The organism is Gemella haemolysans, assembly GCF_001553035.1.
Taxonomy (GTDB): domain Bacteria; phylum Bacillota; class Bacilli; order Staphylococcales; family Gemellaceae; genus Gemella; species Gemella haemolysans_B.
Genome location: NZ_KQ959954.1, coordinates 101,938 through 127,780, shown reverse-complemented (window position 1 = coordinate 127,780; position 25,843 = coordinate 101,938). Strand labels below are relative to the sequence as shown.

Sequence of the window (25,843 nt, the reverse complement as noted above, 5' to 3'; positions counted from 1 at the left end):
AAAAATCATCTCAAAAAAATGAGATGATTTCTTTTTATAATTTCGGTATTTGAATTTTTTGTCCAGCTGCAATATTATTATTACTAATATTATTTGCCTCTTTAATTTTTTCTACACCATTTTGAGAATTAGCTTCTCCATATGCTTTTGATGCTATAGCGAATAATGAGTCTCCAGCTTTAATAATATAATCTTGGCCTGCTACAGGTGTTGTACTTACTACTCCCTCTGTTTCACCATTTTCTTTTTCATTAGTTGAAGATTCTTTCTTATTAGTATTTTCTTCTGTTACTTTTGAATCATTAGCTTTAGGTATATCTTTATTACTTTCAGCTTTTGTCTCCTCTGGAACTTTAGCAGTTTGTTCAGTTGTTTGAACAACTTTATCTTTTGCTTTTCCCCCTAAAGAGTTTCCTAATGCAGTCACCCCTACTAGAATAAGTGGTGCTAGTATTATAAATAATCCAACTAGAACTGTATTCTTTATAGTATTTTTTTTCATCATTTTGCCTCTTGAATTATTTTACTTCTTCAAAATAATCGTGGTAGTATCCGCCTACTTTTCCACTGTTATCTACTACAAATATATATTCTTCTGTTTCATTCACTACTTCATATTCTTTGCCCACAGTTAGCATATTACTAACAGTGAATTTCTCAGCATCTGTATGTTTAACTATAACTTTTTTCGACATTTTTATTCCTCCTTACTCTTTATTTTTTATTTTATTACAATATAACTATTTTTTCAATTGTTTTTTACTCATTAATAATGAAACTATTACAAAAGCTACTAGAGATATTGATAACGAAATCACTACTGGTTCTATAAATTTAATTACATATACAGTTTTTATAAGTATATAACTTACTAATCCTAAAACTATAGAACTAAGTGCTCCGTATTTTTCAGCTTTTTTCCAGTATAATCCTAATAATATTGGCCATAGGAAAGTGGCTTCCAATCCTCCAAATGCAAATAGGTTAACATTTACTATTAAACTAGGTGGTCTCATACTTAGTAACATTATCAATAAAATAACAAGAATATTAACACCATATACAAAAACAGGAACTTTCTTACCTGTAATTTTTTCTTTAATAGATTTATTATTAAATAGTAAATCCTTTATTAAAGCAGATGATATTAATAAGAATTGAGCATTTACTGTTGTTATGATTGCTGCCATTGGTGCTGCAAGAACTAATGCTGCTAAATACCAAGGAAGTACTTTTAACGTTATTATCGGAATAACAGAATCATAGTCTTTGATATCTGGGAATACTCCTCTTGCCATAACTCCTATTAAATGAACTCCAAACATTACTATAAAGATAACGATTGATCCGATAATAATAGATTGTTTTAAGCTTCGTTTATTTTTATATAACATTGAGTTAATAGCAATTTGCGGAATACCAATAACCCCTACTCCGACTAATATCCAAAATGAACTAACATAGCTTGGTGTTAAACTACTATTTGCTCCAAACGGAGTTAATATTTTTTCATTTATATTAACTAAGTTTGCAGTAATTTGGTCAATACCTCCACCATAATTAATTACTGCAATCAGTAAAATTATCGTAGAGAAAATCATTATTAATCCCTGAATCATATCAGTTATTAGAATATTTTTTAATCCACCGAATACTACACAGAATATAATAATTACTGAGATAAGAACAATACCAGTCTTATACTCAATTCCCATGAAGGCTGCTAATAATTTAGCTCCACCTACCCATTGGGCACTCATCGCAGCAATTAAAAATACAATCATAGCAAGTGTTGATATGAAGGCTACTACTTTAGATTCATATCTATTTTTTAAATAATCACTTATTGTTATTGCATTTATTTTTTGTGCGGCAGTTTTAAACTTTTTAGCTAAAACTAATAGTACAAAATAACCTGTTACTACTTGAATTACAGCAAGTAATACCCAACCATAACCAAGTTTATAAGCAACACCAGGTCCTCCTAAAAACGTAGAAGCAGATCCGTAAGTAGACATTAATGTTATCGCTAGGACAATACCACTTACCTTTCTATCTGCTAAGTAATACTTTTCAAAGAAACCACCATGTTGTTCTGTTTTACTAATACGATTCATAAATAATGGTAATAGTATTATTCCTAAAAATATAGTTACAAAGAGAATTAATATTCTATAATCTAAATTACTTGTCATTGTTTTCCTCCTCTTTTATCTCATCATTTAGCAAAAGATTTGTTAAGACAATAACTAAAATTATTATCAGAACACTAACCACTATAGAACTGTAAAAAAACCATTCGGGAAGTCCTAACACATACTTATATGATTTTACATTATTTACATCAAATTTAATATAAGCAAAGTAATACCATAGAGCAAAATGTACAATTGCTAAGAAAAGTGCAACTATTCCCTCTTTATTTTTAAATTTATTCATTTGTCTTTCCTAATACCCTCATTAAAATATTATAGATATTTTCATAATAAACTTTCATAAAGTCAACTATGATACTTCCAAGTAATAATCCCGCTGTTACATCACTAATAAAATGTGCACCTAGAATCATTCTTGAAATTGGCACTGCAATAATTGCAAAGGTAGCAATTACAGATAGTATTTCTTTTTTATTAATTACAAAAAGTAATGCTAAGAAAAATAATACTACAAAAGTAGAGTGACCGCTAGGGAAACTAAAACCATCATGAAGTTCTGGCAATGGTCTACCCCTTTGAATACTATATTTGAATGTTGCCAGGAAGAATCCTCCAAAACCTGCACTAAAGAATATAAATACAGCTTTCTTAAACTCTTTTATCCAAACTAAAAACCCTGTCAATAAGATCATTATTAGTAATAATAACTTATCATTAAAAACAAGTGATATTATTTTAGCTATTTGCTCCAAAGCTTTTATTTCAAGTAAATCAGCAATTACTCTATCAAAATCATTATTTGGAAATTTTATCGCTACAACTGCTAACGCTATGAAAACTAATATCTTCAAGTACGTAAGTACGCTCAATTTCTTCATCCTATTTTTCACCTCCTACTTTTTCTAATATCTTATTATAAAAATCTATTACATCATTAATAACACGTTTTTCATTTTTATAAACTTGCATAGAATGTTTATAATTTTCAAGATTATTATAAAATTCGTCAATTTGTGAAATAGGAAGTGTTAAAAAATCTTCCTCAACAACTACTTTTGCAAATCCATTTTTTTCGAAGAATCTTGCATTTTCAATTTGATCTCCTCTGCTTTGATTAGTTCCAAGTGGAACAAGAATCGGAGGTATTTCTAAAGCTAAAAATTCATATATTGAATTTGCTCCTGCTCTTGAAATAACAAAATCGGTAATTTTTAGTACATCAAACAATTCTTTTGATAAAAATTCAAATTGTTTATACTCTTTTTTATCTATATTGTTATTTAATAACCCTTTTCCAACTAGGTGAACGATTTGATATTTTTCAGTAAGTTGATCAATATTATCCCAAATATAATCGTTTAAAATTTTTGATCCTAGAGATCCACCCATTACTAATAACACAGGTCTATCCTCATTAAACCCTGTTAATTCATAAGCTTTTTGACTATCCCCTGTATAAATATCATCTCTTACAATAGCACCAATTAAACTAGCCTTACCTTTTGGTAAAAACTTCTGAGTATCTTCAAAAGTAGTAAAGATATGATTGCAGAACTTAATATTAATTTTATTAGCAAGTCCTGGGGTAAGATCTGATTCATGTAAGACTACTGGAATCCTGAGTAACTTAGCTGCCACACAAACCGGGACACTAACAAATCCACCTTTTGAGAAAACAAAATTTGGTTTCTCTTTTTTCAATATTAATAAAGAATCTACTATTCCTTTTAATACTTTAAATGGATCTATAAAATTCTCCCAAGAAAAATATCTTCTTAATTTACCCGAACTTATTTTGTGATATTTTACTTCTGGAATTTTTCCTATCATCTCATTTTCTATACCAGTTTTACTACCAATATAAGAGATTTCATATCCATTTTTTTTAAATTCTGGAATTAAAGCCACATTGACAGATACATGACCTGCCGAACCGCCTCCAGTAAATAGGATTTTTTTCACCTTTATCCTCTCTCTTTCATCTTTTTTTCCAAACGCTCTTCTACATTTTTAGGAACAAACTTAGATAAATCTGCTCCGAAACCTGAAACACCTTTAACAATACTAGAACTAATAAATGAATATTGTTTATTAGCCATCATATAAAATGTTTCAATTCCTTCATCCAAAGCTTTGTTCATAAATGTTAATTGCATCTCATATTCAAAGTCAGATACTGCTCTTAGACCTCTAACTATAACACTTGAGCCAACCTTCTTTGCATAATTTACTAACAATCCTGAGAATGCATCAACTTTTACATTTGGAATATCTTTTATTGTTTCTTCAATCATCTCCACTCTTTCCTCAAGTGAAAATAAATATTTCTTATCAGGATTTACCAAGATAGCTACTATAATCTCATCAAATAACTCTGAACTTCTTTTTATAATATCTATATGTCCATAAGTAATAGGATCAAAACTACCTGGTACAATCGCTATTTTTCGTTTCATTTTTATTTCTCCATATATTCAAAGATTACTATATCTGTTATTCCATACTGTTTTTCTTTTATAACTTCAAGTTTTTCATCAGTAATAGTGATTTCTTCTGTATTACTCTTTTCACAAATAACTAACGCATCATCATTACATAGTTTATTATCTAAAATACATTGTAATGCTTCATCTATTAATCCTTTATCATATGGTGGATCTAGAAAAATAATATCAAATTTTTCTTCTTTTTTTCCGAAAATTTTCAATGCTCGTTTGAAATCATTTCTATATAAAGAATAATCTGTAGCATCTATTCTACATTTTTCAATATTACTTTTAATGACTTTTATTGCATTATTACTTCCATCTATAAAAGTTGTGTGCTTCGCTCCACGACTTAACGCTTCTATTCCCAAGCCACCTGTCCCACCAAAAAGGTCTAATACTTTACAATCATAGCAATCTATCATATTGAATAAATTTTCTTTAATTTTATCCGTTGTCGGTCTTGTATTCATTCCTTCAACAGCATTTAATTTTATAGATCTGTATTTTCCTGCTATAACTCTCATGTTTCCTCGCAATAAATATCTAATATACTGTATTTATTAATGATATCTTTAAAATAAGGGAGAATATGGCTTACACTTCCCCCTTATTTTAATATTTTTATTTTGTTTGTAAATCTTTATCTAAATGCTCAAAACTTAAATGCAAGTCAGACATTCCTGATAATTCTACTTTTTTTACAAATTTCTTTTTCTTAAGTTCTTCTACTATGTTGCCTAATCTGTTTTCATCAACATATATGCAAGCATATCTTCCTCTTTTAGAATAAGAAATAAAGTTCCCATATTTTTCTAATTTATTTAAGTCTTTAAAACTTTTAAAATAGACATATATTCCACGTCTTTCTTTTTCAAATAACTCCATAAATTTCTCCTAGAAATGAGCTGCTGCGTCTACTCGGCCTTTCTCATCAATTTTAATTACTTTAACTTTCAGAGTATCTCCAACTTTTACAACATCTTCAACTTTATTTACTCTTTCTTCAGCTAATTTAGAAATGTGAACTAGAGCATCAACCCCTGGGAATAATTCAACGAAAGCACCGAATTTTTCAATACGTTTAACTTCAGCTAGATAGATTTCACCAACTTCTGCTTCACGAGTAATATTTTCGATAATTTCAATTGCTTTATTAATTCCTTCAATTTCAGGTGAAGAAATAAATACATCACCATTTTGTTCGATATCAATTTTAACACCAGTTTTTTCAATGATTTCATTGATAACTTTACCACCTGAACCAATAACATCTTTAATTTTTTCAGGTTTAATTTTAATAATTTTAATTTTCGGTGCAAATGTAGAAACTTCTTGGCGAGGTTCAGCGATAATGCTGTTCATGTGATCTAGAATTTGCAATCTACCTACACGCGCTTGTTCTAGTGATTCTTTTAAGATTTGCTCACTTAAACCATCAATTTTGATGTCCATTTGAAGCGCAGTAATCCCGTCAGCAGTACCAGCTACTTTAAAGTCCATATCTCCAAGGTGGTCTTCCATACCTTGAATATCAGTTAAAATAGTGTAATGTTCATCTTTCTTAACTAATCCCATTGCAATACCAGCTACCTGAGCTTTAATCGGAACCCCAGCTGCCATAAGAGCCATAGATCCAGAGCAGATTGTAGCTTGAGAACTTGAACCGTTAGATTCTAAGATTTCTGATACGATACGAATCGTATATGGGAAATCTTCTTTAGAAGGAATAACTTGAGCTAATGCACGTTCTCCCAAAGCACCATGACCAATTTCACGACGTCCTGGAGCACGACTGAATCCTACTTCACCAACTGAGAATGCTGGGAAATTATAGTGTAACATAAATCTCTTATTTTCTTCTTGAGTTAAATCATCAATGATTTGTTCATCTGATAAGTTACCTAATGTTACAACACCTAAAGATTGAGTTTGTCCACGAGTAAATAATGCCGAACCATGTGTTCTTGGTAATACATCCACTCTAGATGCTAAAGGTCTAATTTCTGTTAATGCACGTCCATCAGGTCTAACTTTATCTTCAGTGATTTCACGACGAACCTCATCTTTTACGATTTTATCTAATGATAATTTTGCTTCTTTAACGATATCTAACTCATCTTCGGCGGTTGCACGTTCTTCGAATACTTCAAGAACTTTTTCTTTAACAGCAGAAATAGCTTCGTCACGTGCTTGTTTATCTTTAATAGCAATTGCTTCTTTCATTTGAGCTAATGCCATTGATAGTACTTCATTGTAAATAGTCTCATCAATAACTTTTAACTCAACTGCCATTTTCTCTTGTCCGATTTCGTTAACGATTTGTTGTTGGAACTCGATTAAACGTTTGATTTCTTCATGTCCAAACATTATGGCATTTAACATAATTTCCTCAGATACTTCTTTTGCACCTGCTTCTACCATGTTAATAGCATCACTTGTTCCAGCTACTTTTAAATCAACTGTAGAACGTTCCATTTGTTCAACTGTTGGGTTAATTACATATTCTCCATCTACATATCCAACTGTTACTCCAGCGATAGGTCCTTTAAATGGAATATTTGATACTGATAGTGAAAGTGAACTTCCTAGCATTGCTGCCATTACTGGATCACAATCATACTCTACTGATAATACAGTTGAAATAACTTGTACTTCATTTCTAAATCCATCTTCAAATAATGGTCTAATCGGTCTATCGATTAAACGTGCAGCAAGAGTCGCTTCTGTTCCTGGACGACCTTCTCTACGTAAAAATCCTCCTGGAATTTTTCCTACTGCATACATTTTTTCTTCATAGTTAACTGTTAACGGGAAGAAATCAACATCTTTTGCTTCTTTAGAAGCAACAGCTGTAGTTAATACAACAGTATCTCCGTATTTTACTACTACTGCTGCGTTAGCTTGACGAGCCATTTCACCTAGTTCAACTGTTAATGTTTTTCCAGCCCATTGTGTTGTATAAACTTTTTTATCTTGAAACATGTTTATTTCCTTTCAATATTTTCTAAAACTTTATATAAATCGACTACCTTATTATATCACGAATACTAGTATTTACAAAGAAAAAAAACGAAAACATAGTAGAAATAACTTTGATTTCTCTATATTTTCGTTTATTAATTTCTAAACTAATTGTAATTGATATAGTTTATATAAAACTAATATTATTAACAACATAATAACAAATAATATAACATATATTTTTTGTTTATTTGACATAACTAAATATTACCTTGAATTTCTTTTTCTAAAATATTTCTAACATGCTCCGCTATACGTGTAAAGTGTTGAATTAAATCCATGTAAACTACTCCTGCTGGAATTTCACAAATTCCGTCTTTCATACGTTGAATATGTTGTTTACGTGCATTTTTTTCAAGTGCGTAAATATTTTCACAAGCCGCCAATGCTGCTCCCGCCAAAGCTATGTTATTTTCTTCCAATGATTTTATAGTTTTTAAAATTACATCATTACAAAGATCATACATTTCTTGAACTTCTGCTCTTGCTGTATCTGAGAACTTAAGTTTTTTTCTAATTTGGTAGTCTACTGATAATACTATATCTCTTGCGTGATCCCCAATTCTTTCAACATCACGAGTACCATCTAGTAATGTTGAAGCTATTAACCCTTCTTTAGGACTTAATTTTTCTCTGAATAACAGAGTTAAGTAATCTGTCATTTGTTCATCAAAATTATTTATTGCATCTTCGTAAGTTTCCCCTTTTTCTCGTAATTGTTCATCACGATTCATAAAGTACTCTACAGAGTTACGTAAACTTTTCTTAGATAAAATTAGCATCTCTACAAATTCTTTTTGAACTTGACCTAGTGCAACTGCAGGTGCACTTACAATAAGTGATTTATCAAGATATTGTGCACTATATTTAATTTGTTCATCTTCTCCAGGAATAAGTTTAGTTACAAGAACTACAAGTAAACTAATAAACGGGAATTGGATAAACGTATTTAAAATATTAAATGTACCATGTGCTGATGCAATAGTCATTTTCGGCTCTAAACCTAGCGTTGTTTCTAAAAATTGAATGAATGCTCCATAAGGAACTAATGCTATTAAGCAGATTACCGTACCAATAACATTAAATAATACGTGAGATGCAGCTACACGTTTTGCTGCAATATTACTACCTACCATAGCTAATGCAGCTGTTGTAATCGCTGTTCCGATATTATCTCCAAATAATACTGGTAATGCCCCTTGTAAACTCAAAGCACCATCTGCATACAAGTTTTGTAAAATGGCTATAGTTGCTGCTGAAGATTGAATAAGTACTGTTAAAAATGTACCTACTCCTACCCCTACTACCGCACTATCATTAATATGCGCTAATACGTTCTGGAACCACGACATATCTCTCATCGGTCCCATAGCTGTAGACATCATTTTTAAAGCGTAGAAAATCCCACCGAAACCAAATATTACACGTCCGATATTATTTACTATTTTAGCACGAGTAAAGAATAAAAACGCTGCTCCTAAGAATATCAAAGGAAGTGCATATTTAGAAATATTAAAACCAATAATGAATGAAGTTAACGTAGTCCCAATATTTGAACCCATCACTATAGCTATTGCTTGTCTAGTTTTTAATAATCCTGCTCCTACCAAACTTATAGTAATTACGATCGTTCCTGTACTCGACTGAATAAGTATCGTAACTATTATCCCGGCTAAAACTGCCATAAGCGGTTTAGATGTATATTTATCTAAAACATATCGCATTTTCTCCCCGGCTATTAATTGAAGTCCGTCTCCCATGTATTTAATACTGAATAGGAATAATCCAAGACCTCCTAAAAAAGAAAATAAAATTTCTTGCCAAAGTGCTGACACTTTTTTGTCCTCCTAGTATATGTTGCGTGTATCATATAACACACAAGTAAATTTTACCATATAAATTTTAAAAGTACAACCAAAATCTGAAACAAGAAATATTAAAATATTATTACAAATATTTACTTTAATTACTTTATACTTTAACTATAAAACACTAATATTTTAACAAAATAAAAAAGGCATCTACATAAAGTAAATACCTCTTTTTATTATGCTTATTAAGCTTGTGGATAAACAGAAACTTTTTTACGGCTACGTCCGTATCTTTCGAAACGTACAACTCCGTCAACTAGTGAGAATAGTGTATCATCTCCACCTTTTCCTACGTTAGTTCCTGGCCAAATTTTTGTTCCACGTTGTCTGTATAAGATAGAACCTGCAGTTACGTACTGACCATCAGCTCTTTTAGCACCTAAACGTTTTGATTCAGAGTCACGTCCGTTTTTAGTAGAACCTACCCCTTTTTTAGATGCGAAGAATTGTAAATTTAATTGTAACATCATGTCTATTTCACCTCTCTTACTTCAATAGTTATATAATCTGAATAATTTTCTTCAATTGTTTTTAATGCAACTAGCATTGCATTTAGTAGAAGTTGCTCTTTGTCTGTAGATTTTAACGATCTATATGTTAAATGTCCAGTCACATCTTCGTTAGACGAAATGTCAAACTCTACATCTTCATCTAGTTCATCTACTGCATTTATTAAACCGAATACGACAGCAGAAACACCTGCACAAACTATATCAGAACCGTGTTCAGCATAATCAGCATGTCCATCAACTGTTACTTGTTTAATAACTTCAACTTCTTTTACGATTTCCACCTTAATCATGATTAAGCGTTAATTTTTTCAACTACTAATTTAGTGAAAGGTTGACGATGACCTAATTTACGGTGATTGTTCTTTTTAGGTTTGTATTTAAATACTGTGATTTTTTTACCTTTACCTTGAGCAACTACTTTAGCTGTTACTGTCGCACCAGCTACTAAAGGAGCACCAACTTTTGTAGTTTCTCCACCTACTAATACTACTTCGTCAAAAGTAACTGTAGAATCAACTTCAGCTGCTAACTTCTCAACTAAGATTGTTTGTCCTTCTTCAACACGTAGTTGTTTCCCACCTGTTTTAATTACTGCGTACATATCTGCACCTCCTTAAATATTTTTTACTAAGACTCGCCATATAAGGTGGATTTCTCACTTGTTTACCTTATATGTGCGGTTGTAGTAGCTATTTAGGAGCTACACAACAATACAATTCTAACACATATATACCCTAACGTCAACTATATTGGTAACTTTTCTTACTTTTTTTTCAAAAAAATAAATCAGTAAACATTATTTCTAATGATTACTGATTTATTCAACTATTTACGTTTTTTCTTGTTAGAAACTAATGTAACTTTTTCTGGATCAAAAGCTTGTTTCTTTTGTTTTTCTGGTTTATATGGTGGGTATAATGCGTGTCCTAGGTATGTTTGGAATATCATGAATAATCCCCCAACGATATAATACACGGCTACTGCTCCAGCTACGATGAATGAGAAACCTGCAATCATTACAGGTGATATCCATTGTATCATTTGCATTTGTTCAGCTCCAGGTTGCCCAGGTTGCACAGTTTGTGGCATCATTTTCATACTTAATTTTGTTTGAATAGCATAAACTATGAACGCGATTATTGGTAATGTATATGAACGTGTACCAAGACTAAACACTCCTAGGAAAGTAGAATCAATAATTCCTGCAGAATATAATGGATTTGTTAGCGTGTAGTATATCGCCATTAAGAACGGCCAAGGTATAAGAATCGGTAAACATCCACCTAAGCTTATAGGCATAGCATCATATTTTTTCATGATAGCCATTTGCTCTCTTTGTAGTTCCATAAGTTCGCTACGAGCTTGCATTTTTTCTTCGTTAGAGATAGCTCTAGCTTCTTTTTCTTTCGCAGCTTGTTGTTTCTTTTGAACTACTTCTAATTCTGGACGAGCTAATTCTTGCCCTTTTCTCGCTTTATTTTGTACTTTATAGTTATGTAGCATGAATGGAAGTACTAGTAATCTAATAATCAGTGTAATAATTACAATTGACCAACCCCAACTTCCAGTATACTCATGAATTTTTGCTAAGAATATGTCCATCGGTTTTACGAATGTTTCATAAAACGTTCCAGATCTATCATCTGGTGAACATCCAGATAATGTTACTACCCCAAGCAAACCTAATAAAATTGCTGATAGTTTTTTCAATTTCATTCTCCTTAATTTTTATTTCTTCTTGTAGTTTTAGTAAGTTCTTACTAACTAATATACCTAGTAAATTATATCAAATATAAAAGAGGTAGTCAAACTATTGTTTAACTAAACTTCATTAAATTTAATAAAGTTATAAAAATTTAATTTTAACGTTCAAAATTAATTGACAGTTGATAGAGTTAGTTATATAATATTAGTAAAAGGGGGATGATTATTATTAAAGATATACAATATATTACAGATATCGAGAAACTGAAGGTTATTTCCGATCCTTTAAGAATAAGTATTCTTACAACACTCGGTACAGAAAAGAAAAACTCAAAAGAACTTGCTAAACTATTAAAAATTAATAGAACTAAAATACACTATCACCTTAATATTCTAGAGGAAAATAGTTTTATCGAAGTAGTTGACACAGATACAATAAATGGTATAATTCAAAAATACTACCTACCAACTGCACAGGCATTTGTACCTTCACCTAGTATCTTTAATGACTTATTTAACAATACTTCAGTTAATTTTAATATAAATAGAGAAGACATGAAAGATTTCTGGAATGAAGTTAAAAAACTAGAAAAAAAATTCTCCTCAGAAAATAAAAATAGTGTTAGTATTAGTATTATTTCTACAGCTCGCTAAGAGCTGTTAAATAATAAATAGACTGTCAAATGTTTTTTATCGTTAAAATTTTTATAAAGGATGTGGATTCTATGTTTAAAAATAAAAACTTTTCAATTTTACTATTTGGTAGATTAATCACTAATTTCGGTGATAGCATATATTCAATAGCTACTCTAACATTAATTTACATATTAACTAAATCTACCTTTTATAGTGGTATTACTTTATTTCTAATTTCATTTACCACTATATTACAAATATTTGTATCACCACTAATCAGTAAATTTAATGTAAAGAGATTTTTAATTATTTCACAGTTATTTCAAGCTATAATATTACTAGTTATTACTTATCTAATCTACGTAAATAAGCTACAGATTACTACACTAATAGTTTTTATTGTTTGTATTAGTTTCATCAATCAAATTGTTTATCCTATTCAACTTACCTTACTTCCAAAAATAGTTAAACAAGAAGATTTAGTTAAAGCAAATTCATTATTTTCTATAGCTTATCAAGGTAGTGATGCACTATTTAATTCAATAGGTGGATTTATTATTACATTCTTTGGGACAATATATGCTTTTATCATAAATAGCGTTACATTTTTTATCAACAGCTTTATATTCATCTTCTTATCAGATGAATTATCTAAAAATACTAATACTATACAAGAAAATTACTTTTCTAAACTAAGTAGTGGAATAAAAATTTGTAATACTCCTCTATTAAAACCATTATTAATAGGAATTATAGTAATTAATTTTTCTACCAGTTCGTTACTAACACTACTTCCTGAGTATTCGGAAACTAGCTATTTTTATGGAATTTTACTTAGTGCATCTGGACTTGGTATTCTAATAGGAGCCTTTCTTTCTAACAGTCAAACACTAAAAAATATAAGATTAAGTACTCTATACACTACATTTACACTAGGTATAGCTCTATCTTGGGGATCACTTAGCATACTTAATAATAATTCTATAACTAACAAAATTATAAATTTTTTATTATTTCTTTTTGGTTGGATATTAATCGGGATTTTAAATACATATTCTCAAACAATGATTCAATGTATCATAAGTAAAGATAAATTAGATATCGCTATGTCAACTATGATAGGTCTGTCAATAGCCTTTAGCCCGCTAGGCGCATTATTGTCAGGAGTATTAAGTATAAAATACAGTATTAAAACTATAATAATTATTACTTCATTATTAATTCTTAGTATATTTCTATTTTGGTTATTCAATAAAAATATTAGAAGCTTACCTAGTTTTTCAAAATTACTTGAATAAGAAATATTTCATACAAAAAATAGCTAGCAACTTATTTATACAAGTTACTAGCTATTAAATTAATTTCTATTTTTTATCTTCTTTTGGTAAGAATGCATTTAATAACACACCACTGATAGCTGCAAGTGCCATTGCTGGAAGTTCGAAGTTAATACTTTCGAATTTAAGCATTGCTCCACCAACACCTAAAACGATGATTACTGATGAAATTACTAAGTTTCTGTTGATACTTAAGTCTACTTTTTCATCTACTAACATTCTAAGTCCACTTGAAGCGATTATACCGAATAGTAAGATCGATACACCACCCATAACCGGTGATGGAATCGTAGAGATTAGAGCTGAGAACTTACCTACAAAACTTAAGATAAGTGCGAATACCGCTGCTCCTCCTAATACGAATACAGAGAAGATACGTGTAATAGCAAGCACCCCAATGTTTTCACCGTATGTTGTACTTGGTGGTCCACCTAAAAGTGATGCAAACATCATCGCTGTTCCATCAGCTAAGATTGAACGGTGTAATCCTGGATCTTTTAAGAAGTTTCTTCCTACTACTTCAGATAATACCATTTGGTGACCGATGTGTTCGTTAATTGTTACTATAGCAATAGGTACCATTGCTAATGCTGCAACATTCCACTCTGGTGCATATGTTACAAACGGAATAGTGAACTTCGGTAAACTAAACCAAGGAGCATCGATAACTGGTTGGAAATCAACTAATCCTGCAATCACTGCAACAATATATCCAAACACAATTCCTAATAATACTGGAATTTGTTTCGCAAATCCTCTTAAAGCTACACAACAGAAGATTGTTGCTGCTAATGTGATAAGAGCTACTAAGAAGTATTTTAAGTCATAAACTTTAGCCCCATCTACTGTTTTATACATCGCCATACTGATTGCTGTAGGAGCAATTCCAAGTCCAATAACAATGATAATAGGTCCAACTACAACTGGTGGTAAAAGTTTAAGTAGCCAATTTACACCAAATTTGTAAATTAACATTGCTACAACACCATAAACTAAGCTGGCTAAAAATGCACCAAGCATTGCTGTTTCAACGCTGTGAGTAGTTGAAAGCACAATAATCGGATTAATGAAGGCAAATGAAGATCCTAAATACGCAGGAATTTTACCTCTAGTTATTAATAAATACGTAAGTGTTCCAATACCTGATGTCGTTAAAGCAGTACTTGCTGGTAATCCTGTTAAAATCGGTACTAACACCGTCGCCCCAAACATTGCGAATAAGTGTTGTAAGCTTAACGTTACCCATAGAGCTAAGTTAGGCTTTTCATGAACATCTAGAATTGGTTTTACTCTTGTTTTTTCTGCCATTCTTCTTCTCCTTTTTTTATATTCAAACTTTCATAATTATATCACATGAATAGTCAATTTGAAAGTGTTTTTTTCTATTTTTTTAAAAGTTTCACCTGAAATTTTTTAAAATAATTAATAATATTTCATTATAATACAAAAATTCTCTTCTGTTTCCTAAATTACCGCAATCTTTCAAATCTAAAATCTAAAATTATATAATAAATTTTTTTAACATTATAAAAACGCAAGATTAAATATACTAACCTTGCGTTCTAGAATTATTTAACTTCTATATCAAGAATCACAACTTCTTCAACTGGCTTATCTTGAGCTCCAGTTTTTACTGCTGCAATTTTTTCAAGAGTTTTCGCACCAGCGATTAAGTGTCCAAAAACTGTGTGACGGTGATCTAAGTGAGGAGTTCCCCCCAGTTTAGCATATCCTTCTACAGCTTCTTGTGGCCAACCACCTTGTTCAAGTGCTTGTAAAGTTCTAGCATCTACGTGAGAATTTTGAACAATAAAGAATTGACTTCCATTTGTGTTTGGTCCAGCATTCGCCATACTTAACGCACCATAGAAATGGAAATAATCCATTGAGAATTCATCTTCGAAACTACGTCCCCAGATTGATTCTCCTCCCATACCTGTACCTGTTGGATCTCCACCTTGAATCATAAAGTCTTTAATTACACGGTGGAAAATAATACCTTTATAGTACCCATTTTTTGCATGAGTTAAAAAGTTTTCTACTGCTTTTGGAATATCTTTTTCAAATAATTTGAAAGTCATATCTCCGTGAGTAGTTTTAATTTTTACTCTAACTTGACCTTTTTTTACATTTTTTGTTAATTGAGTTAACATTATATCTCTCCTTATTATGATTATGAGCTTACCCAAAAATTCTAAAATTTTACAAAGTTCTTACGAAAAACCATAGACGCAGTGGTTTATTGATATCTAAAATCGCTTTATAAAAGCTTTTTAGATATCAATAAACTGCGCGGGGGTGACTCGACAAAATCAATTTCTCCGAAATCACAATTTTTGAGTCACTCCCTATTTTACTATGCGTTTTTCTCGATTAATCTTTCGTTGATTTCTCTTAAGATATTTTCTTTGAATTCGGCAAAGCTTTCTTCTTTTTGGTTTAATGAACCAAATGTTCTAACGTTAACATTTCTGTTCTCTACTTCTTTATCTCCAATTACTAAAGTATATGGGATTTTTTTGCTTGCTGCTTCACGGATTTTGTATCCTAGTTTTTCATCTCTATCATCGATAGCTACTTTAACTCCAGCTTTTTTAAGTTCTTGCATGATTTCTTTAGAATAATCATAGTGGTAATCATTGTTTACTGGGATAATACGTACTTGGTTTGGTGATAACCATGTTGGTAAATCTCCTTTGTACTCTTCTAATAAGAAGGCAACCATTCTTTCCATTGTTGATACGATACCACGGTGGATAACTACTGGACGGTGAGCTTTTCCATCTTCACCAATATATTCTAATTCGAATCTTTCTGGTAGTAAGAAGTCTAATTGAATTGTAGATAATGTTTCTTGTTTTCCAATTGCTGTTTCTACTTGAACGTCAAGTTTTGGTCCGTAGAATGCCGCTTCTCCTTCAGCTTCAACATAATCTAATCCTAACTCGTCAGCAGTTTCTTTTAACATTTGTTGAGCGTTATTCCACATTGCATCATCATCGAAGTATTTCTCAGTATTTTCTGGATCTCTGTATGATAGACGGTAACTAAAGTTTTTAATACCTAAATCTTTATATGCTTCTTCGATAAGTCCTACAGTAAGTTTGAATTCATCTTTAAGTTGATCTGGACGTACGAAAATGTGAGCATCGTTTAGAGTCATACCACGAACACGTTGTAATCCACTTACTGCTCCACTTGCTTCATAACGGTGCATCATTCCAAGTTCAGCAATACGAATTGGAAGTTCACGGTATGAGTGACGTTCATTTTTATAAACCATCATGTGGTGAGGACAGTTCATAGGACGAAGTACCATTGTTTCGTGGTCCATCTCCATTGGTGGGAACATGTCTTCTTGGTAGTGCTCCCAGTGTCCACTTGTAATATATAGATCTTTAGATCCCATAATTGGAGTATACACGTGGTCATATCCTAATTCTACTTCTTTATCAACGATATATCTTTCGATAGTACGACGGATAGTAGCACCGTTTGGTAACCATAATGGTAATCCAGCACCAACTTTTTGACTTGTAGTGAAGATTCCTAATTCTTTACCTAGTTTTCTGTGATCACGTTCACGTGCTTCTTGTAGACGTACTAAGTGTTGTTCTAAATGTTCTTTAGTGAAATAAGCTGTTCCGTAGATACGTTGTAACATTTTATTGTCACTATTACCTCTCCAGTATGCACCAGCTACAGATAATAATTTGAATTCTTTAATTTTTGAAGTTGCACTTAGGTGTCCACCACGACAAAGATCAGTGAAGTCTCCTTGTGTGTAAACTGTAATAACTTCATCAGCTGGAAGATCATTAATTAATTCTACTTTATATGGATCTTCTTTAAAGATTTCTAAAGCTTCTTCTTTACTTACTTCGCGACCTTCAATCGTATGGTTTTCGCTAATAATTTTCTTAACTTCTTTTTCAATTGCTTTAAAGTCTTCTTCTGACACTTTGTATTCAGCGTCAAAATCATAGTAGAACCCACCATCGATAGCTGGACCAACACCGAAGTGTACATCTTTACCATATAATCTTCTTAATGCTTGCGCTAATACGTGTGCACAAGTGTGGCGTAATACATATAAGCTGTCTTTATCTTCATCGTCTGCAACGATAAGTTTTAAGTGACCATCTTTTGTTATTGGTTTGTTAACTTCGATATAGTCCTCATCTAATTTTGCAGAAATCACTTTTTTCTTAAGACTTACACTAATACTCTCAGCGATTTCTAATGGTGTTTTATTATCATATTCTCTTACATTTCCATCTGGAAAAACTAATTTAGCCATATTAAGGTCTCCTTCTTTTTTATATACTTAGTCTAACTTACTCAAAAATTAAAAAATCCCTTCTCTAGCCGAAACTAAAGAAGGGACGAATATTTTCGTGGTACCACCCAAATTCGAAGTAAATTTACTTCCTCTTTGTGAATAAAGCTCACTAACTATGTTAATACTATTGCTAGGTAGTAACATATATTGCTTATAGATATTTTCAGCACCATACCCTCTCTTAAATAAGTTAAATATATATCGTGTCCTAAGTATATATTGATTTATTTCATTAATGTAATTCTAGCACAAAGATAGATGAATTTCAAGGGAAAACTCATCTATCTTTTGCATTTTATTTATTTTTTCTCCAGTAGCTTCTAATACCACTAAAAGTGAAAATTAGTATTAACACCATAAAAATATAATTTTTAATACTAAAATATTTCGCAGCTTCTGTTTTTACTATTTCTAGCTTTTTATCTATGTTATTAGACTTTTTAACTTCTAGATTACTTTTCTCGAATGAAGTTATATCACCGTCACTGATTTTAGTATCTTTCAAAGCGATATAATATAGATACTTAGCATCCTTTAATGCTGAAATATCAGTTACCGAAGTATTAGATATATCTATGCTAGAAATATTCGGCACATCTTTTAATGCATCTATATTTTTTAAACCTAGATTATCATTTAACATTAGTCGATATAGATATTTTTTATCTTTTAACGCATCTACATTCTCGATATTATTTTTATATAATAGTAATTCTTCTAAACTAACCAAATCTTTAAGCGCTGTAATATCACTAATATTATTTCTATCCAAATATAAAGTTCTTAAAGACTTCAATTCAGCTAATGGAGTTAAGTCTTTAATAGCATTTTCTTCAGCAACTAAACTCTCAAGTTTCCCTGCATTTTTTAAAAATGATATATTATCTAAACCTATACCTGAAAGATTTAGACTTCTTAGATTTTCTAGTTTTAAATTATTCGGAATATAATCTTTTAAAACACTGTTCATAGAAATATCTAATGATTCTACTTTTAGGTCATTTAGAAAATCTAAATTATTCATTAAATTTTTTCTAAGCACTAATTGTCTTAACTTTGTTAATTTAGCTAAACTCTTTGGATCTTTTATTTTATTGTTTGTAAGATTTAAATCTTCTAATTCAACTAACTTTTCTAATGGTGTAATATCTTCGATAAAGTTATTAGATAAGTTTAGATTTTTTAAGTTAACAGCGTATTCTAAACCTTTTAGAGAAAAAATGTTTTTCCAAGGTAATGACAGACTTGTAAATTGTTCCATCATACCTACCGTTATTTCCTCACCTTTAAAATTTTTATTAATATGAAACTTATAGTATTCTATTAAAGCCTCTTTAAGATTTAGGTCATCGAACTCTATTTTTTCACTATTTTCAATTTCTATAAATTTCTTTTCTCCAAAGGGTACATAGACATCGTTAGCCTTTATCCCAGGAGCAGATACTGTTAATCCTAATAATGCTATGATAAAAGCTTTATATATTACCTTTTTCATTTTTTTCCTCTTTATTTTTTCTATATTCAGTTATTTTATTTCTTACAATTATTAATCCATATGCAGCAAGTGGAATTAAAAATACAAAGTACGGAAATACATATCTACTTTTCGCTTCCCATATCATATGGAATAACGTTCCACCAATGAAGGCTACAGGAATTATAGTTAATATTTCTTTTTTCTTCTTATAAACATTTACTGCAAATACTACAGAAAATACATACACAAATACCTGAAATACCTTCATGATAAAAGTAAGTACGCGATGAGTTTCATCAAAGTAAATTTGTTTTATAAAAAAGTCTTTTACTTTTTCTAACTTAGTTTCACTATCGAAATTCCTTTGTGGTGCAGTTACCAATAAACTTTGGAATGTTGGTTCTAAAAATTGATTTTCATATTTTCTTTGATAAAAATCTACAGCATATCTTGGGTTTTTCTTAAACACTTCTGCTCTTTGTTTTATCGAATCCTTAGAGATTTCGGTTATGCGATTTGTATCATAATCTTCTTCTGGCATAATATCATAGTTAAATCTATTCCACCAACCAGCTTCACGATCTCCTTCTTGCATTCCCATAGCTATCCATGTAATTTTTGGGACACCGTCAGCAATTGTCTTTTGGCTTTTCACTTCATAATAGTTATAGATTAAACTCTTAGAAGCACTCATTAAAAACAGACAGCTGACCATAAACGCAATCACTTTTTTATCTCTAACTCTAATAAGATAAATAACTGCTGCCGAGAATATGGCTAACATATGTATTAAGTTATTACCTATAAATAGTATCGCAACATTAATACTAATAGCACTTATTACCAACATATACCATTTTTTGTATTTAGTATACTTTATAAAGTAATAGTAAGCCAGTAATGTTAAAAACATACCCGGTAATAATCCGTATACAAATGCAACATAGAATATTAACGGAAAACATAGACCACTAAGAATTACAACTAGATAATTTGTATCCTCATCATCAAACATTATATTAGCTATTTTATATAACATAAAGATAATAAAACTTATTGAAAAACTTTGCATTATATATAAAATAAATGTTGCTCTACCAAATAGTGACAGTAAAATTTGGAATAAAAATACTGTTGTAATTTGATGTGAATATATGTATAAATAGTTATTTCCTTTATCAAGACCACTGTAGTTTTCTCTTATGAAATTATTAGCTTGATCTATTACGTTAAATGGATCAAACTGAACATAGTCTCTTCTCAATATTGCAAACAAGATACTAATAATAAAGGCATAGATCATAACTATCAACACTAATCTTTGAACACTTATTATTTTTTTCAAATATCTCGCTAATATTAAGATAACTATACTAAATATTATAAGGAACATAATATTTAGTATAGCACTGACATTTTCATAATATAAAGTTTCTTGATAATCTTTAGGAAATATCGCTGTTTTTGTTAATACTAATAAAGAGTTTATCCCCATAAGTACTATGAAAATTACAGCTATAACTTTTACTAAAAAGTTAGAAAATTTATTTAATATTTCCTTGTTCATTGTCAATTATTCCTCTTCGTTTTTCTCTTCGTTTAAGAATTTTTCAACAATAAATCTTGGGCGTCCTTTTGTTTCTAAGTAGATTTTACCTACGTATTCACCCACAATACCTAGTGAAATCATAATCATTCCACCGATAAACCACATTGATATCATTAAACTTGACCATCCTGGTCTTGCAAATCCTGCAAAATAACTATACAATGTGTAGAAAAATACTATCGCAGCAATAAATATCATTAATGCTCCACCTATAGTGATGAATCTAATTAACTTTACAGATAAAGAAGTAATTCCTTCGAAAGCAAATGCTAACATCTTAGATAATGGATATTTACTTTCTCCAGCGAATCTTTCTGCACGTTCATATGTAACGATATCACTTGGATATCCTATCATAGGAACGATACCACGTAAGAATAAGTTTACTTCTTTAAACTGAGCTAATCCCTCTAATGCACGTTTACTCATTAAACGATAGTCAGCATGGTTAAACACTGTGTTTGCTCCAAGTTTTTCCATCACTTTATAGAATGCTTCAGCTGTGAAACGTTTAAAGAATGTATCCGTAGTTCTTGCAGAACGAACACCATAAACTACATCAGCACCAGCTAGATATTTCTTCATCATTTCATCCATAGCGTTAATATCATCTTGTAAATCAGCATCCATAGAAATACTTACATCACAGTGATCTTTAACAGTCATAAGTCCTGCTAAAAGTGCATTTTGGTGTCCTCTATTTCTACTTAAGTTAATACCACTGAATAATGGATTCTTTTCATGAAGTTCTTCTATCATTTCCCATGTTCTGTCTTTTGAACCATCGTTCACTAAGACAACACGGCTATCTTTTGAAATTAAATCTTCTTCTATCATAGAATTCATTTTAACTTCTAATCTTTTTGCAGTCTCATTTAATACCTCTTCTTCATTGTAACAAGGTATAACTACATATAACTTTTTCATTACAAATCTCCTATTTTATTTTTTACTTATAGCTTTATTAAGTCTATTCAACAAAGCTTTATTCTCTTTCGTTTCTCCGATTGGTAGTATAAAAATTTCCTCTACCTTTTCTTCATCAAACTCCCTTAGAATATTATATAAATTTTTATTAGATTGTTCAACACTTTTCTCATTATCTGCTAAATATTTTATAGAAACATTTAAATCATTAACTCTAGATTCCATTTCTTTATATGTAATGAAACCGGTTTTTTGATTTTTATCTTTTAAAATATTTATTAAATTTTCAAATGAATCATTAAATAATACTAATTCCGCTTCAGGAGAATAATGTCTATATTTCATTCCTGGCGATATAGGTGCGGCATCCTGTGTAAGTACTTCTTCATTATACTTCACACTACCTTCTCCTAATACAGACTCAATGTCTTCTTTAGTAATATCCCCAGGGCGCGCAATAACAAGTGGATATCTTGTACAATCAATAACCGTACTTTCTAAACCGATATCCGATTGTTCATCTTCGATTATTACATCTATTTTCCCATTCAAATCATGATACACATGTTCAAATTTTGTCGGAGATGGCTTTCCACTTGTATTAGCACTTGGTGCTGCTAATAGAACTTTAGTTTCTTTTAATAATTCTCGAGCAGTGACATTAGATGGCATTCTGACAGCTAACGTATTTAAGCCTGCAGTAACCTTTTTAGAAATACCGTTATTTTCTTTAACATTTAAAATTAAAGTCATCGGACCTGGCCAGAACTTATCTATAAGTTTCTTAACATTTTCATCACTATAATCAACAATATTATCTAGCTGACTCATTTCATAAAAATGAACAATTAGCGGATTATCACTCGGACGACCTTTTGCCTCATATATCTTACTCACCGCTTCATCATCCATAGCATTAGCACTTAATCCATAAACAGTTTCTGTTGGAATAGCTACAAGCTTTCCTCTTTTGTAATACTCAGTTAACTTACTGTATATTTCTTCTTTACTTTCACTTTTCGAAATATTAATTATTTCAGTTTCCATCCTATCTCCTTTCTAAAATTTCATACTACACTAACATTATAAATATTGTAATAACTATTATTAATATATAACTTAAATAATCTAGTTTATTATATTTTAGTACTTTATACTTACTTCTTACACCGGTAGTAGAATAGCCTCTTACTTCCATTGCAGTAGCAAGCTCATCAGCCCTTTTCAAAGTAGCTATAAATAATGGTATCAGTATAGGAATAAATTTCCCTACTTTCTGCGCTAAGCTTCCTTCATTAAAATCTGAACCACGTGAAACCTGTGCATTTATTATTCTATTAGTTTCTTCTAATATAGTCGGAATAAATCTAAGTGAAATAGATAATACTAGTGCAAAAGTCGAGATTGGTACCCCTACTTTTTGTAAGAAACCAAGACTCTTTTCTATTGCACTTGTTATTTCTGTTGGCGAAGTAGTAGCCATAAAGACAACCATTATCGCAACAACTAAAATAAACCTCACTGTAATCAATGCAATTCCTAAAAGTGCACCACTATAAATCTTCCAACCTAATACTTCATACAACACATCACCTTTTTTATTAAAAACAAGGTGAATCAACGAAGTAAATAAGATTAGTATACTAATAGCTTTTACACTATTAATTAAAAATGCCGGACTCGTTTTAGATAGTATAACTATCGTTAGGAGCATTAGTATTAAGATGAAAAATTCTAACACACTATATGCAATAAAGACATCTACTAAGTACCAAATCACAAAAAATATTTTAGTTCTCGGATCAAGATTATGAATAATAGTATTTAATGGAATATACTTACTTATTAACGAATTATTCATTTCTACTACTTCCTATCTTATTTTTTAAAGCATTAATTAATTCTTCATATTTCCTAGGAAATACATCCAATACTATATTATTTGCTTCTAATTTTTTGTAAAACTTCAATACTTCTGGTAATTCTAATGAATTCTCCTTGAGTACTTGTTCATTCAAGAAAAGGTCTTCTACCTTTCCTTCAAAACTAATTTCTCCATTTTTCAAGACGAAAACTTTATCCGCATATTCTAATACATAATCCATATTGTGAGTTACAAGTACTATTGTCATATCGAACTCTTCTTTAAGTCTTTTCACCATAGCCATGATTTCCTCACGGCTCTGATAATCTAGAGCTACTGTAGGTTCATCTAATATTAGTACTTTAGGTTCTAAGGCAAGTATACCACATAAGGCAACTTTCCTCATCTCTCCTCCTGACAATTCAAAAGGAGATTTATCTAAGTAACTTTCATCAAGTCCTACTAATTTTATTAATTCTTTTGCTTTTAAGATAGCTTTCTCTTCTGCGACTCCATAATTTAAGGGTGCAAAGATAATATCTTTTAGAACGCTTGTTTCAAATAACTGCTGTTCAGAAAACTGGAATAACACCGCAACATCTTGTCTTAATATTTTCAGTTTTTTAGCCAATTCTCTTCTTTCTTTTTTACTCTGTGGATTAGTAATCAATACATTATCTACTGCTACTTCTCCTTTTGTGGGTAATAATAAGCCATTAATATGCTCTATAAGGGTAGACTTTCCGCTACCTGTCTTACCTACTATTACCGTATAACTTCCTTCATCTATCTTCAAGTTTATATCTTTTAAGACTTCTCTAGCATATGGGGTCTTATAGTTATAAGTATAGCTTACACTTTTTAAACTAATTTGCATATTTTTCTTACTACACTCCCCTCATCTTCTTCTATTTCAAATATTTCTTGATTCAGGTAATTGTTTAAGTCTTTTTTTATTCTTTCTACAAAAGGAACCTCTAAGCTATATTTTTCTAAAATCTCAGTATCAGCATATAGCGTTGTATAATTCCCTTGATAAACTATTTCTCCGCTTTCTAATATGACAATATCATCTGAATAAACACTCTCTTCTGCATCATGAGTGATAGATATTATAGTTATTCCTTTTTCTTTATTTATTTTTTTTATATACTCTAAAATAGACTTTTTAGCTTCAGGATCAAGCATACTCGTAGCCTCATCCAATATTAAAATCTCAGGATCTAAAGCTAGCGAAGATGCTATTGCCACCCTTTGTTTTTGCCCACCTGATAATGATGAGGGCTCATATTTTCTATAGTCCGTCATATCAACAATTTCTAATACTCTATCTATTATCTCATCCATCTTTTCTTGAGGAACATTTCTATTCTCAAGTCCAAATGCTATATCTTCTTCTACAGTAGATCCTACGAATTGATTATCAGGATTTTGAAAAACAATAGCTATTTTATTTTTTATATCATCATAAAGTTCTTTATTGTATTCTTTATTATTAAAAGTTACTTTCCCAGAAGTTGCTAAATTCTGCCCATAAATCAACTTCATAAGCGTTGACTTTCCGCTTCCGTTTTTTCCTAAAACACTAAGCCAACGCCCTTCTTTTATTGCTAAATTTATATTTGATAATGCAGTCTTTTTAGAACTAGAATATTGAAAAAAAACATCTTCAAATTTTATCATTTTATTACCTAATTTTCTACAGAATATCTTTTTATTATAACAAATATCCCGATTTTTCTCAAACTAAATACGGATAGCTATTAAATATATTCATATCATTTTTATTTTTCTTAAAGAGAACTTTCGCTTCGGTTTCTCTCGGGGTTGACCCAAAAGTCCTAAAATTTGACAAAGTTCATATGGGAACTCATAGACGCAGTGGTTTATTGATATCT

At 30.6% G+C, this 25,843-nt stretch carries 27 protein-coding genes and 1 other annotated feature; of the genes, 2 read left to right on the top strand and 25 right to left on the bottom strand.

Features of this window, described 5'->3' with window-relative positions; translation table 11 throughout:
* Positions 1-34: 34 nt before the first annotated feature.
* The 15 genes from HMPREF3186_RS04380 to HMPREF3186_RS04315 all read right to left on the bottom strand — a co-directional run bounded on the left by HMPREF3186_RS04380 (position 35) and on the right by HMPREF3186_RS04315 (position 11,765).
* Positions 35-505: a LysM peptidoglycan-binding domain-containing protein gene (locus HMPREF3186_RS04380; RefSeq protein ID WP_231724159.1), complete on the bottom strand. Its 471-nt coding sequence runs from the start codon at positions 503-505 to the stop codon at positions 35-37.
* Positions 506-518: 13 nt separating this feature from the next.
* Positions 519-695, bottom strand: a complete 177-nt coding sequence (locus HMPREF3186_RS09155; RefSeq protein WP_003145576.1) for a DUF6501 family protein — start codon at positions 693-695, stop codon at positions 519-521.
* A gap of 45 nt (positions 696-740) precedes the next feature.
* On the bottom strand, positions 741-2,195 hold the full coding sequence (gene panF, locus HMPREF3186_RS04375) for a sodium/pantothenate symporter (RefSeq protein WP_060914089.1): 1,455 nt from the start codon (positions 2,193-2,195) through the stop codon (positions 741-743).
* Complete coding sequence (locus HMPREF3186_RS04370) at positions 2,185-2,439, bottom strand: DUF997 family protein (protein ID WP_060914088.1); 255 nt, start codon at positions 2,437-2,439, stop codon at positions 2,185-2,187. The genes panF and HMPREF3186_RS04370 overlap by 11 nt, the downstream gene beginning before the upstream one ends.
* Positions 2,432-3,034, bottom strand: coding sequence for a phosphatase PAP2 family protein (locus HMPREF3186_RS04365; protein WP_060914087.1), 603 nt, complete (start codon positions 3,032-3,034; stop codon positions 2,432-2,434). The genes HMPREF3186_RS04370 and HMPREF3186_RS04365 overlap by 8 nt, the downstream gene beginning before the upstream one ends.
* 1 nt (position 3,035) lies before the next feature.
* Positions 3,036-4,118, bottom strand: a complete 1,083-nt coding sequence (locus HMPREF3186_RS04360) for an undecaprenyldiphospho-muramoylpentapeptide beta-N-acetylglucosaminyltransferase (RefSeq protein WP_060914086.1) — start codon at positions 4,116-4,118, stop codon at positions 3,036-3,038.
* 2 nt (positions 4,119-4,120) lie between these two features.
* Positions 4,121-4,612, bottom strand: a complete 492-nt coding sequence (gene coaD / locus HMPREF3186_RS04355) for a pantetheine-phosphate adenylyltransferase (RefSeq protein WP_060914085.1) — start codon at positions 4,610-4,612, stop codon at positions 4,121-4,123.
* 2 nt (positions 4,613-4,614) lie between these two features.
* Positions 4,615-5,169, bottom strand: a complete 555-nt coding sequence (rsmD, locus tag HMPREF3186_RS04350) for a 16S rRNA (guanine(966)-N(2))-methyltransferase RsmD (RefSeq protein WP_060914084.1) — start codon at positions 5,167-5,169, stop codon at positions 4,615-4,617.
* Positions 5,170-5,266: 97 nt separating this feature from the next.
* Positions 5,267-5,530 (bottom strand): DUF2129 domain-containing protein, encoded by a 264-nt coding sequence (locus HMPREF3186_RS04345; protein ID WP_060914083.1) that lies wholly within the window; start codon positions 5,528-5,530, stop codon positions 5,267-5,269.
* Positions 5,531-5,539: 9 nt separating this feature from the next.
* A complete protein-coding gene (gene pnp / locus HMPREF3186_RS04340) occupies positions 5,540-7,627 on the bottom strand; it encodes a polyribonucleotide nucleotidyltransferase (RefSeq protein ID WP_060914082.1) in 2,088 nt (695 codons plus the stop codon).
* Between the two features lie 239 nt (positions 7,628-7,866).
* Entirely contained in the window at positions 7,867-9,501 is a 1,635-nt protein-coding gene (locus HMPREF3186_RS04335; RefSeq protein ID WP_060914081.1) for a Na/Pi cotransporter family protein, read from the bottom strand.
* Positions 9,502-9,722: 221 nt separating this feature from the next.
* Positions 9,723-10,004: a 50S ribosomal protein L27 gene (gene rpmA, locus HMPREF3186_RS04330; RefSeq protein WP_003145565.1), complete on the bottom strand. Its 282-nt coding sequence runs from the start codon at positions 10,002-10,004 to the stop codon at positions 9,723-9,725.
* Positions 10,005-10,009: 5 nt separating this feature from the next.
* A complete protein-coding gene (locus HMPREF3186_RS04325; protein WP_060914080.1) occupies positions 10,010-10,339 on the bottom strand; it encodes a ribosomal-processing cysteine protease Prp in 330 nt (109 codons plus the stop codon).
* Positions 10,340-10,341: 2 nt separating this feature from the next.
* Complete coding sequence (rplU, locus tag HMPREF3186_RS04320) at positions 10,342-10,650, bottom strand: 50S ribosomal protein L21 (protein WP_003144981.1); 309 nt, start codon at positions 10,648-10,650, stop codon at positions 10,342-10,344.
* Positions 10,651-10,669: 19 nt separating this feature from the next.
* Positions 10,670-10,741: a sequence feature (ribosomal protein L21 leader region), on the bottom strand.
* Between the two features lie 133 nt (positions 10,742-10,874).
* Positions 10,875-11,765: a YidC/Oxa1 family membrane protein insertase gene (locus HMPREF3186_RS04315; protein ID WP_060914079.1), complete on the bottom strand. Its 891-nt coding sequence runs from the start codon at positions 11,763-11,765 to the stop codon at positions 10,875-10,877.
* 207 nt (positions 11,766-11,972) lie between these two features.
* Between HMPREF3186_RS04315 and HMPREF3186_RS04310 the strand changes: the two genes are divergently transcribed.
* Together HMPREF3186_RS04310 and HMPREF3186_RS04305 are read left to right on the top strand one after the other, a co-directional pair.
* Positions 11,973-12,407 carry an ArsR/SmtB family transcription factor gene (locus HMPREF3186_RS04310; RefSeq protein ID WP_060914078.1) on the top strand — a complete coding sequence of 145 codons (435 nt, stop codon included), beginning with the start codon at positions 11,973-11,975 and terminating at the stop codon, positions 12,405-12,407.
* Positions 12,408-12,478: 71 nt separating this feature from the next.
* A complete protein-coding gene (locus HMPREF3186_RS04305) occupies positions 12,479-13,687 on the top strand; it encodes an MFS transporter (protein ID WP_060914077.1) in 1,209 nt (402 codons plus the stop codon).
* Positions 13,688-13,753: 66 nt separating this feature from the next.
* Here HMPREF3186_RS04305 and HMPREF3186_RS04300 read toward each other — a convergent pair whose 3' ends face one another.
* The 10 genes from HMPREF3186_RS04300 to HMPREF3186_RS04255 all read right to left on the bottom strand — a co-directional run bounded on the left by HMPREF3186_RS04300 (position 13,754) and on the right by HMPREF3186_RS04255 (position 25,628).
* On the bottom strand, positions 13,754-15,034 hold the full coding sequence (locus HMPREF3186_RS04300; RefSeq protein ID WP_060914076.1) for a solute carrier family 23 protein: 1,281 nt from the start codon (positions 15,032-15,034) through the stop codon (positions 13,754-13,756).
* Positions 15,035-15,294: 260 nt separating this feature from the next.
* Positions 15,295-15,879, bottom strand: coding sequence for a peptidylprolyl isomerase (locus HMPREF3186_RS04295; protein ID WP_060914075.1), 585 nt, complete (start codon positions 15,877-15,879; stop codon positions 15,295-15,297).
* Positions 15,880-16,082: 203 nt separating this feature from the next.
* Positions 16,083-18,026: a threonine--tRNA ligase gene (thrS, locus tag HMPREF3186_RS04290; RefSeq protein WP_060914074.1), complete on the bottom strand. Its 1,944-nt coding sequence runs from the start codon at positions 18,024-18,026 to the stop codon at positions 16,083-16,085.
* A gap of 337 nt (positions 18,027-18,363) precedes the next feature.
* Complete coding sequence (locus HMPREF3186_RS04285; protein WP_060914073.1) at positions 18,364-19,563, bottom strand: leucine-rich repeat domain-containing protein; 1,200 nt, start codon at positions 19,561-19,563, stop codon at positions 18,364-18,366.
* The gene (locus tag HMPREF3186_RS04280; protein WP_060914095.1) at positions 19,544-21,112 is read right to left on the bottom strand and encodes a hypothetical protein; all 1,569 of its coding nucleotides are present in this window, start codon (positions 21,110-21,112) and stop codon (positions 19,544-19,546) included. Before HMPREF3186_RS04280 ends, HMPREF3186_RS04285 begins: the two co-directional genes overlap by 20 nt.
* Before the next feature lie 6 nt (positions 21,113-21,118).
* Positions 21,119-22,081: a glycosyltransferase family 2 protein gene (locus HMPREF3186_RS04275; protein ID WP_060914072.1), complete on the bottom strand. Its 963-nt coding sequence runs from the start codon at positions 22,079-22,081 to the stop codon at positions 21,119-21,121.
* Positions 22,082-22,096: 15 nt separating this feature from the next.
* Positions 22,097-23,128: an L-threonylcarbamoyladenylate synthase gene (locus HMPREF3186_RS04270; protein ID WP_060914071.1), complete on the bottom strand. Its 1,032-nt coding sequence runs from the start codon at positions 23,126-23,128 to the stop codon at positions 22,097-22,099.
* Between the two features lie 25 nt (positions 23,129-23,153).
* Entirely contained in the window at positions 23,154-23,942 is a 789-nt protein-coding gene (locus HMPREF3186_RS04265; RefSeq protein ID WP_060914070.1) for an energy-coupling factor transporter transmembrane component T family protein, read from the bottom strand.
* Entirely contained in the window at positions 23,935-24,822 is an 888-nt protein-coding gene (locus HMPREF3186_RS04260; protein ID WP_060914069.1) for an energy-coupling factor transporter ATPase, read from the bottom strand. Before HMPREF3186_RS04260 ends, HMPREF3186_RS04265 begins: the two co-directional genes overlap by 8 nt.
* Positions 24,807-25,628, bottom strand: a complete 822-nt coding sequence (locus HMPREF3186_RS04255) for an energy-coupling factor transporter ATPase (RefSeq protein WP_060914068.1) — start codon at positions 25,626-25,628, stop codon at positions 24,807-24,809. Before HMPREF3186_RS04255 ends, HMPREF3186_RS04260 begins: the two co-directional genes overlap by 16 nt.
* Between the last annotated feature and the right edge of the window lie 215 nt (positions 25,629-25,843).

Excerpts from the sequence above, each read along its gene's own strand:
- HMPREF3186_RS04265 (WP_060914070.1), bottom strand. The coding sequence starts at position 23,942 with ATGAATAATTCGTTAATAAGTAAGTATATTCCATTAAATACTATTATT.
- rsmD (WP_060914084.1), bottom strand. The coding sequence starts at position 5,169 with ATGAGAGTTATAGCAGGAAAATACAGATCTATAAAATTAAATGCTGTT.
- panF (WP_060914089.1), bottom strand. The coding sequence starts at position 2,195 with ATGACAAGTAATTTAGATTATAGAATATTAATTCTCTTTGTAACTATA.
- HMPREF3186_RS04325 (WP_060914080.1), bottom strand. The coding sequence starts at position 10,339 with ATGATTAAGGTGGAAATCGTAAAAGAAGTTGAAGTTATTAAACAAGTA.
- HMPREF3186_RS04280 (WP_060914095.1), bottom strand. The coding sequence starts at position 21,112 with ATGAACAAGGAAATATTAAATAAATTTTCTAACTTTTTAGTAAAAGTT.
- rpmA (WP_003145565.1), bottom strand. The coding sequence starts at position 10,004 with ATGTTACAATTAAATTTACAATTCTTCGCATCTAAAAAAGGGGTAGGT.
- thrS (WP_060914074.1), bottom strand. The coding sequence starts at position 18,026 with ATGGCTAAATTAGTTTTTCCAGATGGAAATGTAAGAGAATATGATAAT.
- coaD (WP_060914085.1), bottom strand. The coding sequence starts at position 4,612 with ATGAAACGAAAAATAGCGATTGTACCAGGTAGTTTTGATCCTATTACT.
- rplU (WP_003144981.1), bottom strand. The coding sequence starts at position 10,650 with ATGTACGCAGTAATTAAAACAGGTGGGAAACAACTACGTGTTGAAGAA.
- HMPREF3186_RS04255 (WP_060914068.1), bottom strand. The coding sequence starts at position 25,628 with ATGATAAAATTTGAAGATGTTTTTTTTCAATATTCTAGTTCTAAAAAG.
- HMPREF3186_RS04315 (WP_060914079.1), bottom strand. The coding sequence starts at position 11,765 with ATGAAATTGAAAAAACTATCAGCAATTTTATTAGGTTTGCTTGGGGTA.
- HMPREF3186_RS04370 (WP_060914088.1), bottom strand. The coding sequence starts at position 2,439 with ATGAATAAATTTAAAAATAAAGAGGGAATAGTTGCACTTTTCTTAGCA.
- HMPREF3186_RS04260 (WP_060914069.1), bottom strand. The coding sequence starts at position 24,822 with ATGCAAATTAGTTTAAAAAGTGTAAGCTATACTTATAACTATAAGACC.
- HMPREF3186_RS04285 (WP_060914073.1), bottom strand. The coding sequence starts at position 19,563 with ATGAAAAAGGTAATATATAAAGCTTTTATCATAGCATTATTAGGATTA.
- HMPREF3186_RS04300 (WP_060914076.1), bottom strand. The coding sequence starts at position 15,034 with ATGGCAGAAAAAACAAGAGTAAAACCAATTCTAGATGTTCATGAAAAG.
- pnp (WP_060914082.1), bottom strand. The coding sequence starts at position 7,627 with ATGTTTCAAGATAAAAAAGTTTATACAACACAATGGGCTGGAAAAACA.
- HMPREF3186_RS04275 (WP_060914072.1), bottom strand. The coding sequence starts at position 22,081 with ATGAAAAAGTTATATGTAGTTATACCTTGTTACAATGAAGAAGAGGTA.
- HMPREF3186_RS04305 (WP_060914077.1), top strand. The coding sequence starts at position 12,479 with ATGTTTAAAAATAAAAACTTTTCAATTTTACTATTTGGTAGATTAATC.
- HMPREF3186_RS09155 (WP_003145576.1), bottom strand. The coding sequence starts at position 695 with ATGTCGAAAAAAGTTATAGTTAAACATACAGATGCTGAGAAATTCACT.
- HMPREF3186_RS04365 (WP_060914087.1), bottom strand. The coding sequence starts at position 3,034 with ATGAAGAAATTGAGCGTACTTACGTACTTGAAGATATTAGTTTTCATA.
- HMPREF3186_RS04310 (WP_060914078.1), top strand. The coding sequence starts at position 11,973 with ATGATTATTATTAAAGATATACAATATATTACAGATATCGAGAAACTG.
- HMPREF3186_RS04345 (WP_060914083.1), bottom strand. The coding sequence starts at position 5,530 with ATGGAGTTATTTGAAAAAGAAAGACGTGGAATATATGTCTATTTTAAA.
- HMPREF3186_RS04270 (WP_060914071.1), bottom strand. The coding sequence starts at position 23,128 with ATGGAAACTGAAATAATTAATATTTCGAAAAGTGAAAGTAAAGAAGAA.
- HMPREF3186_RS04295 (WP_060914075.1), bottom strand. The coding sequence starts at position 15,879 with ATGTTAACTCAATTAACAAAAAATGTAAAAAAAGGTCAAGTTAGAGTA.
- HMPREF3186_RS04380 (WP_231724159.1), bottom strand. The coding sequence starts at position 505 with ATGATGAAAAAAAATACTATAAAGAATACAGTTCTAGTTGGATTATTT.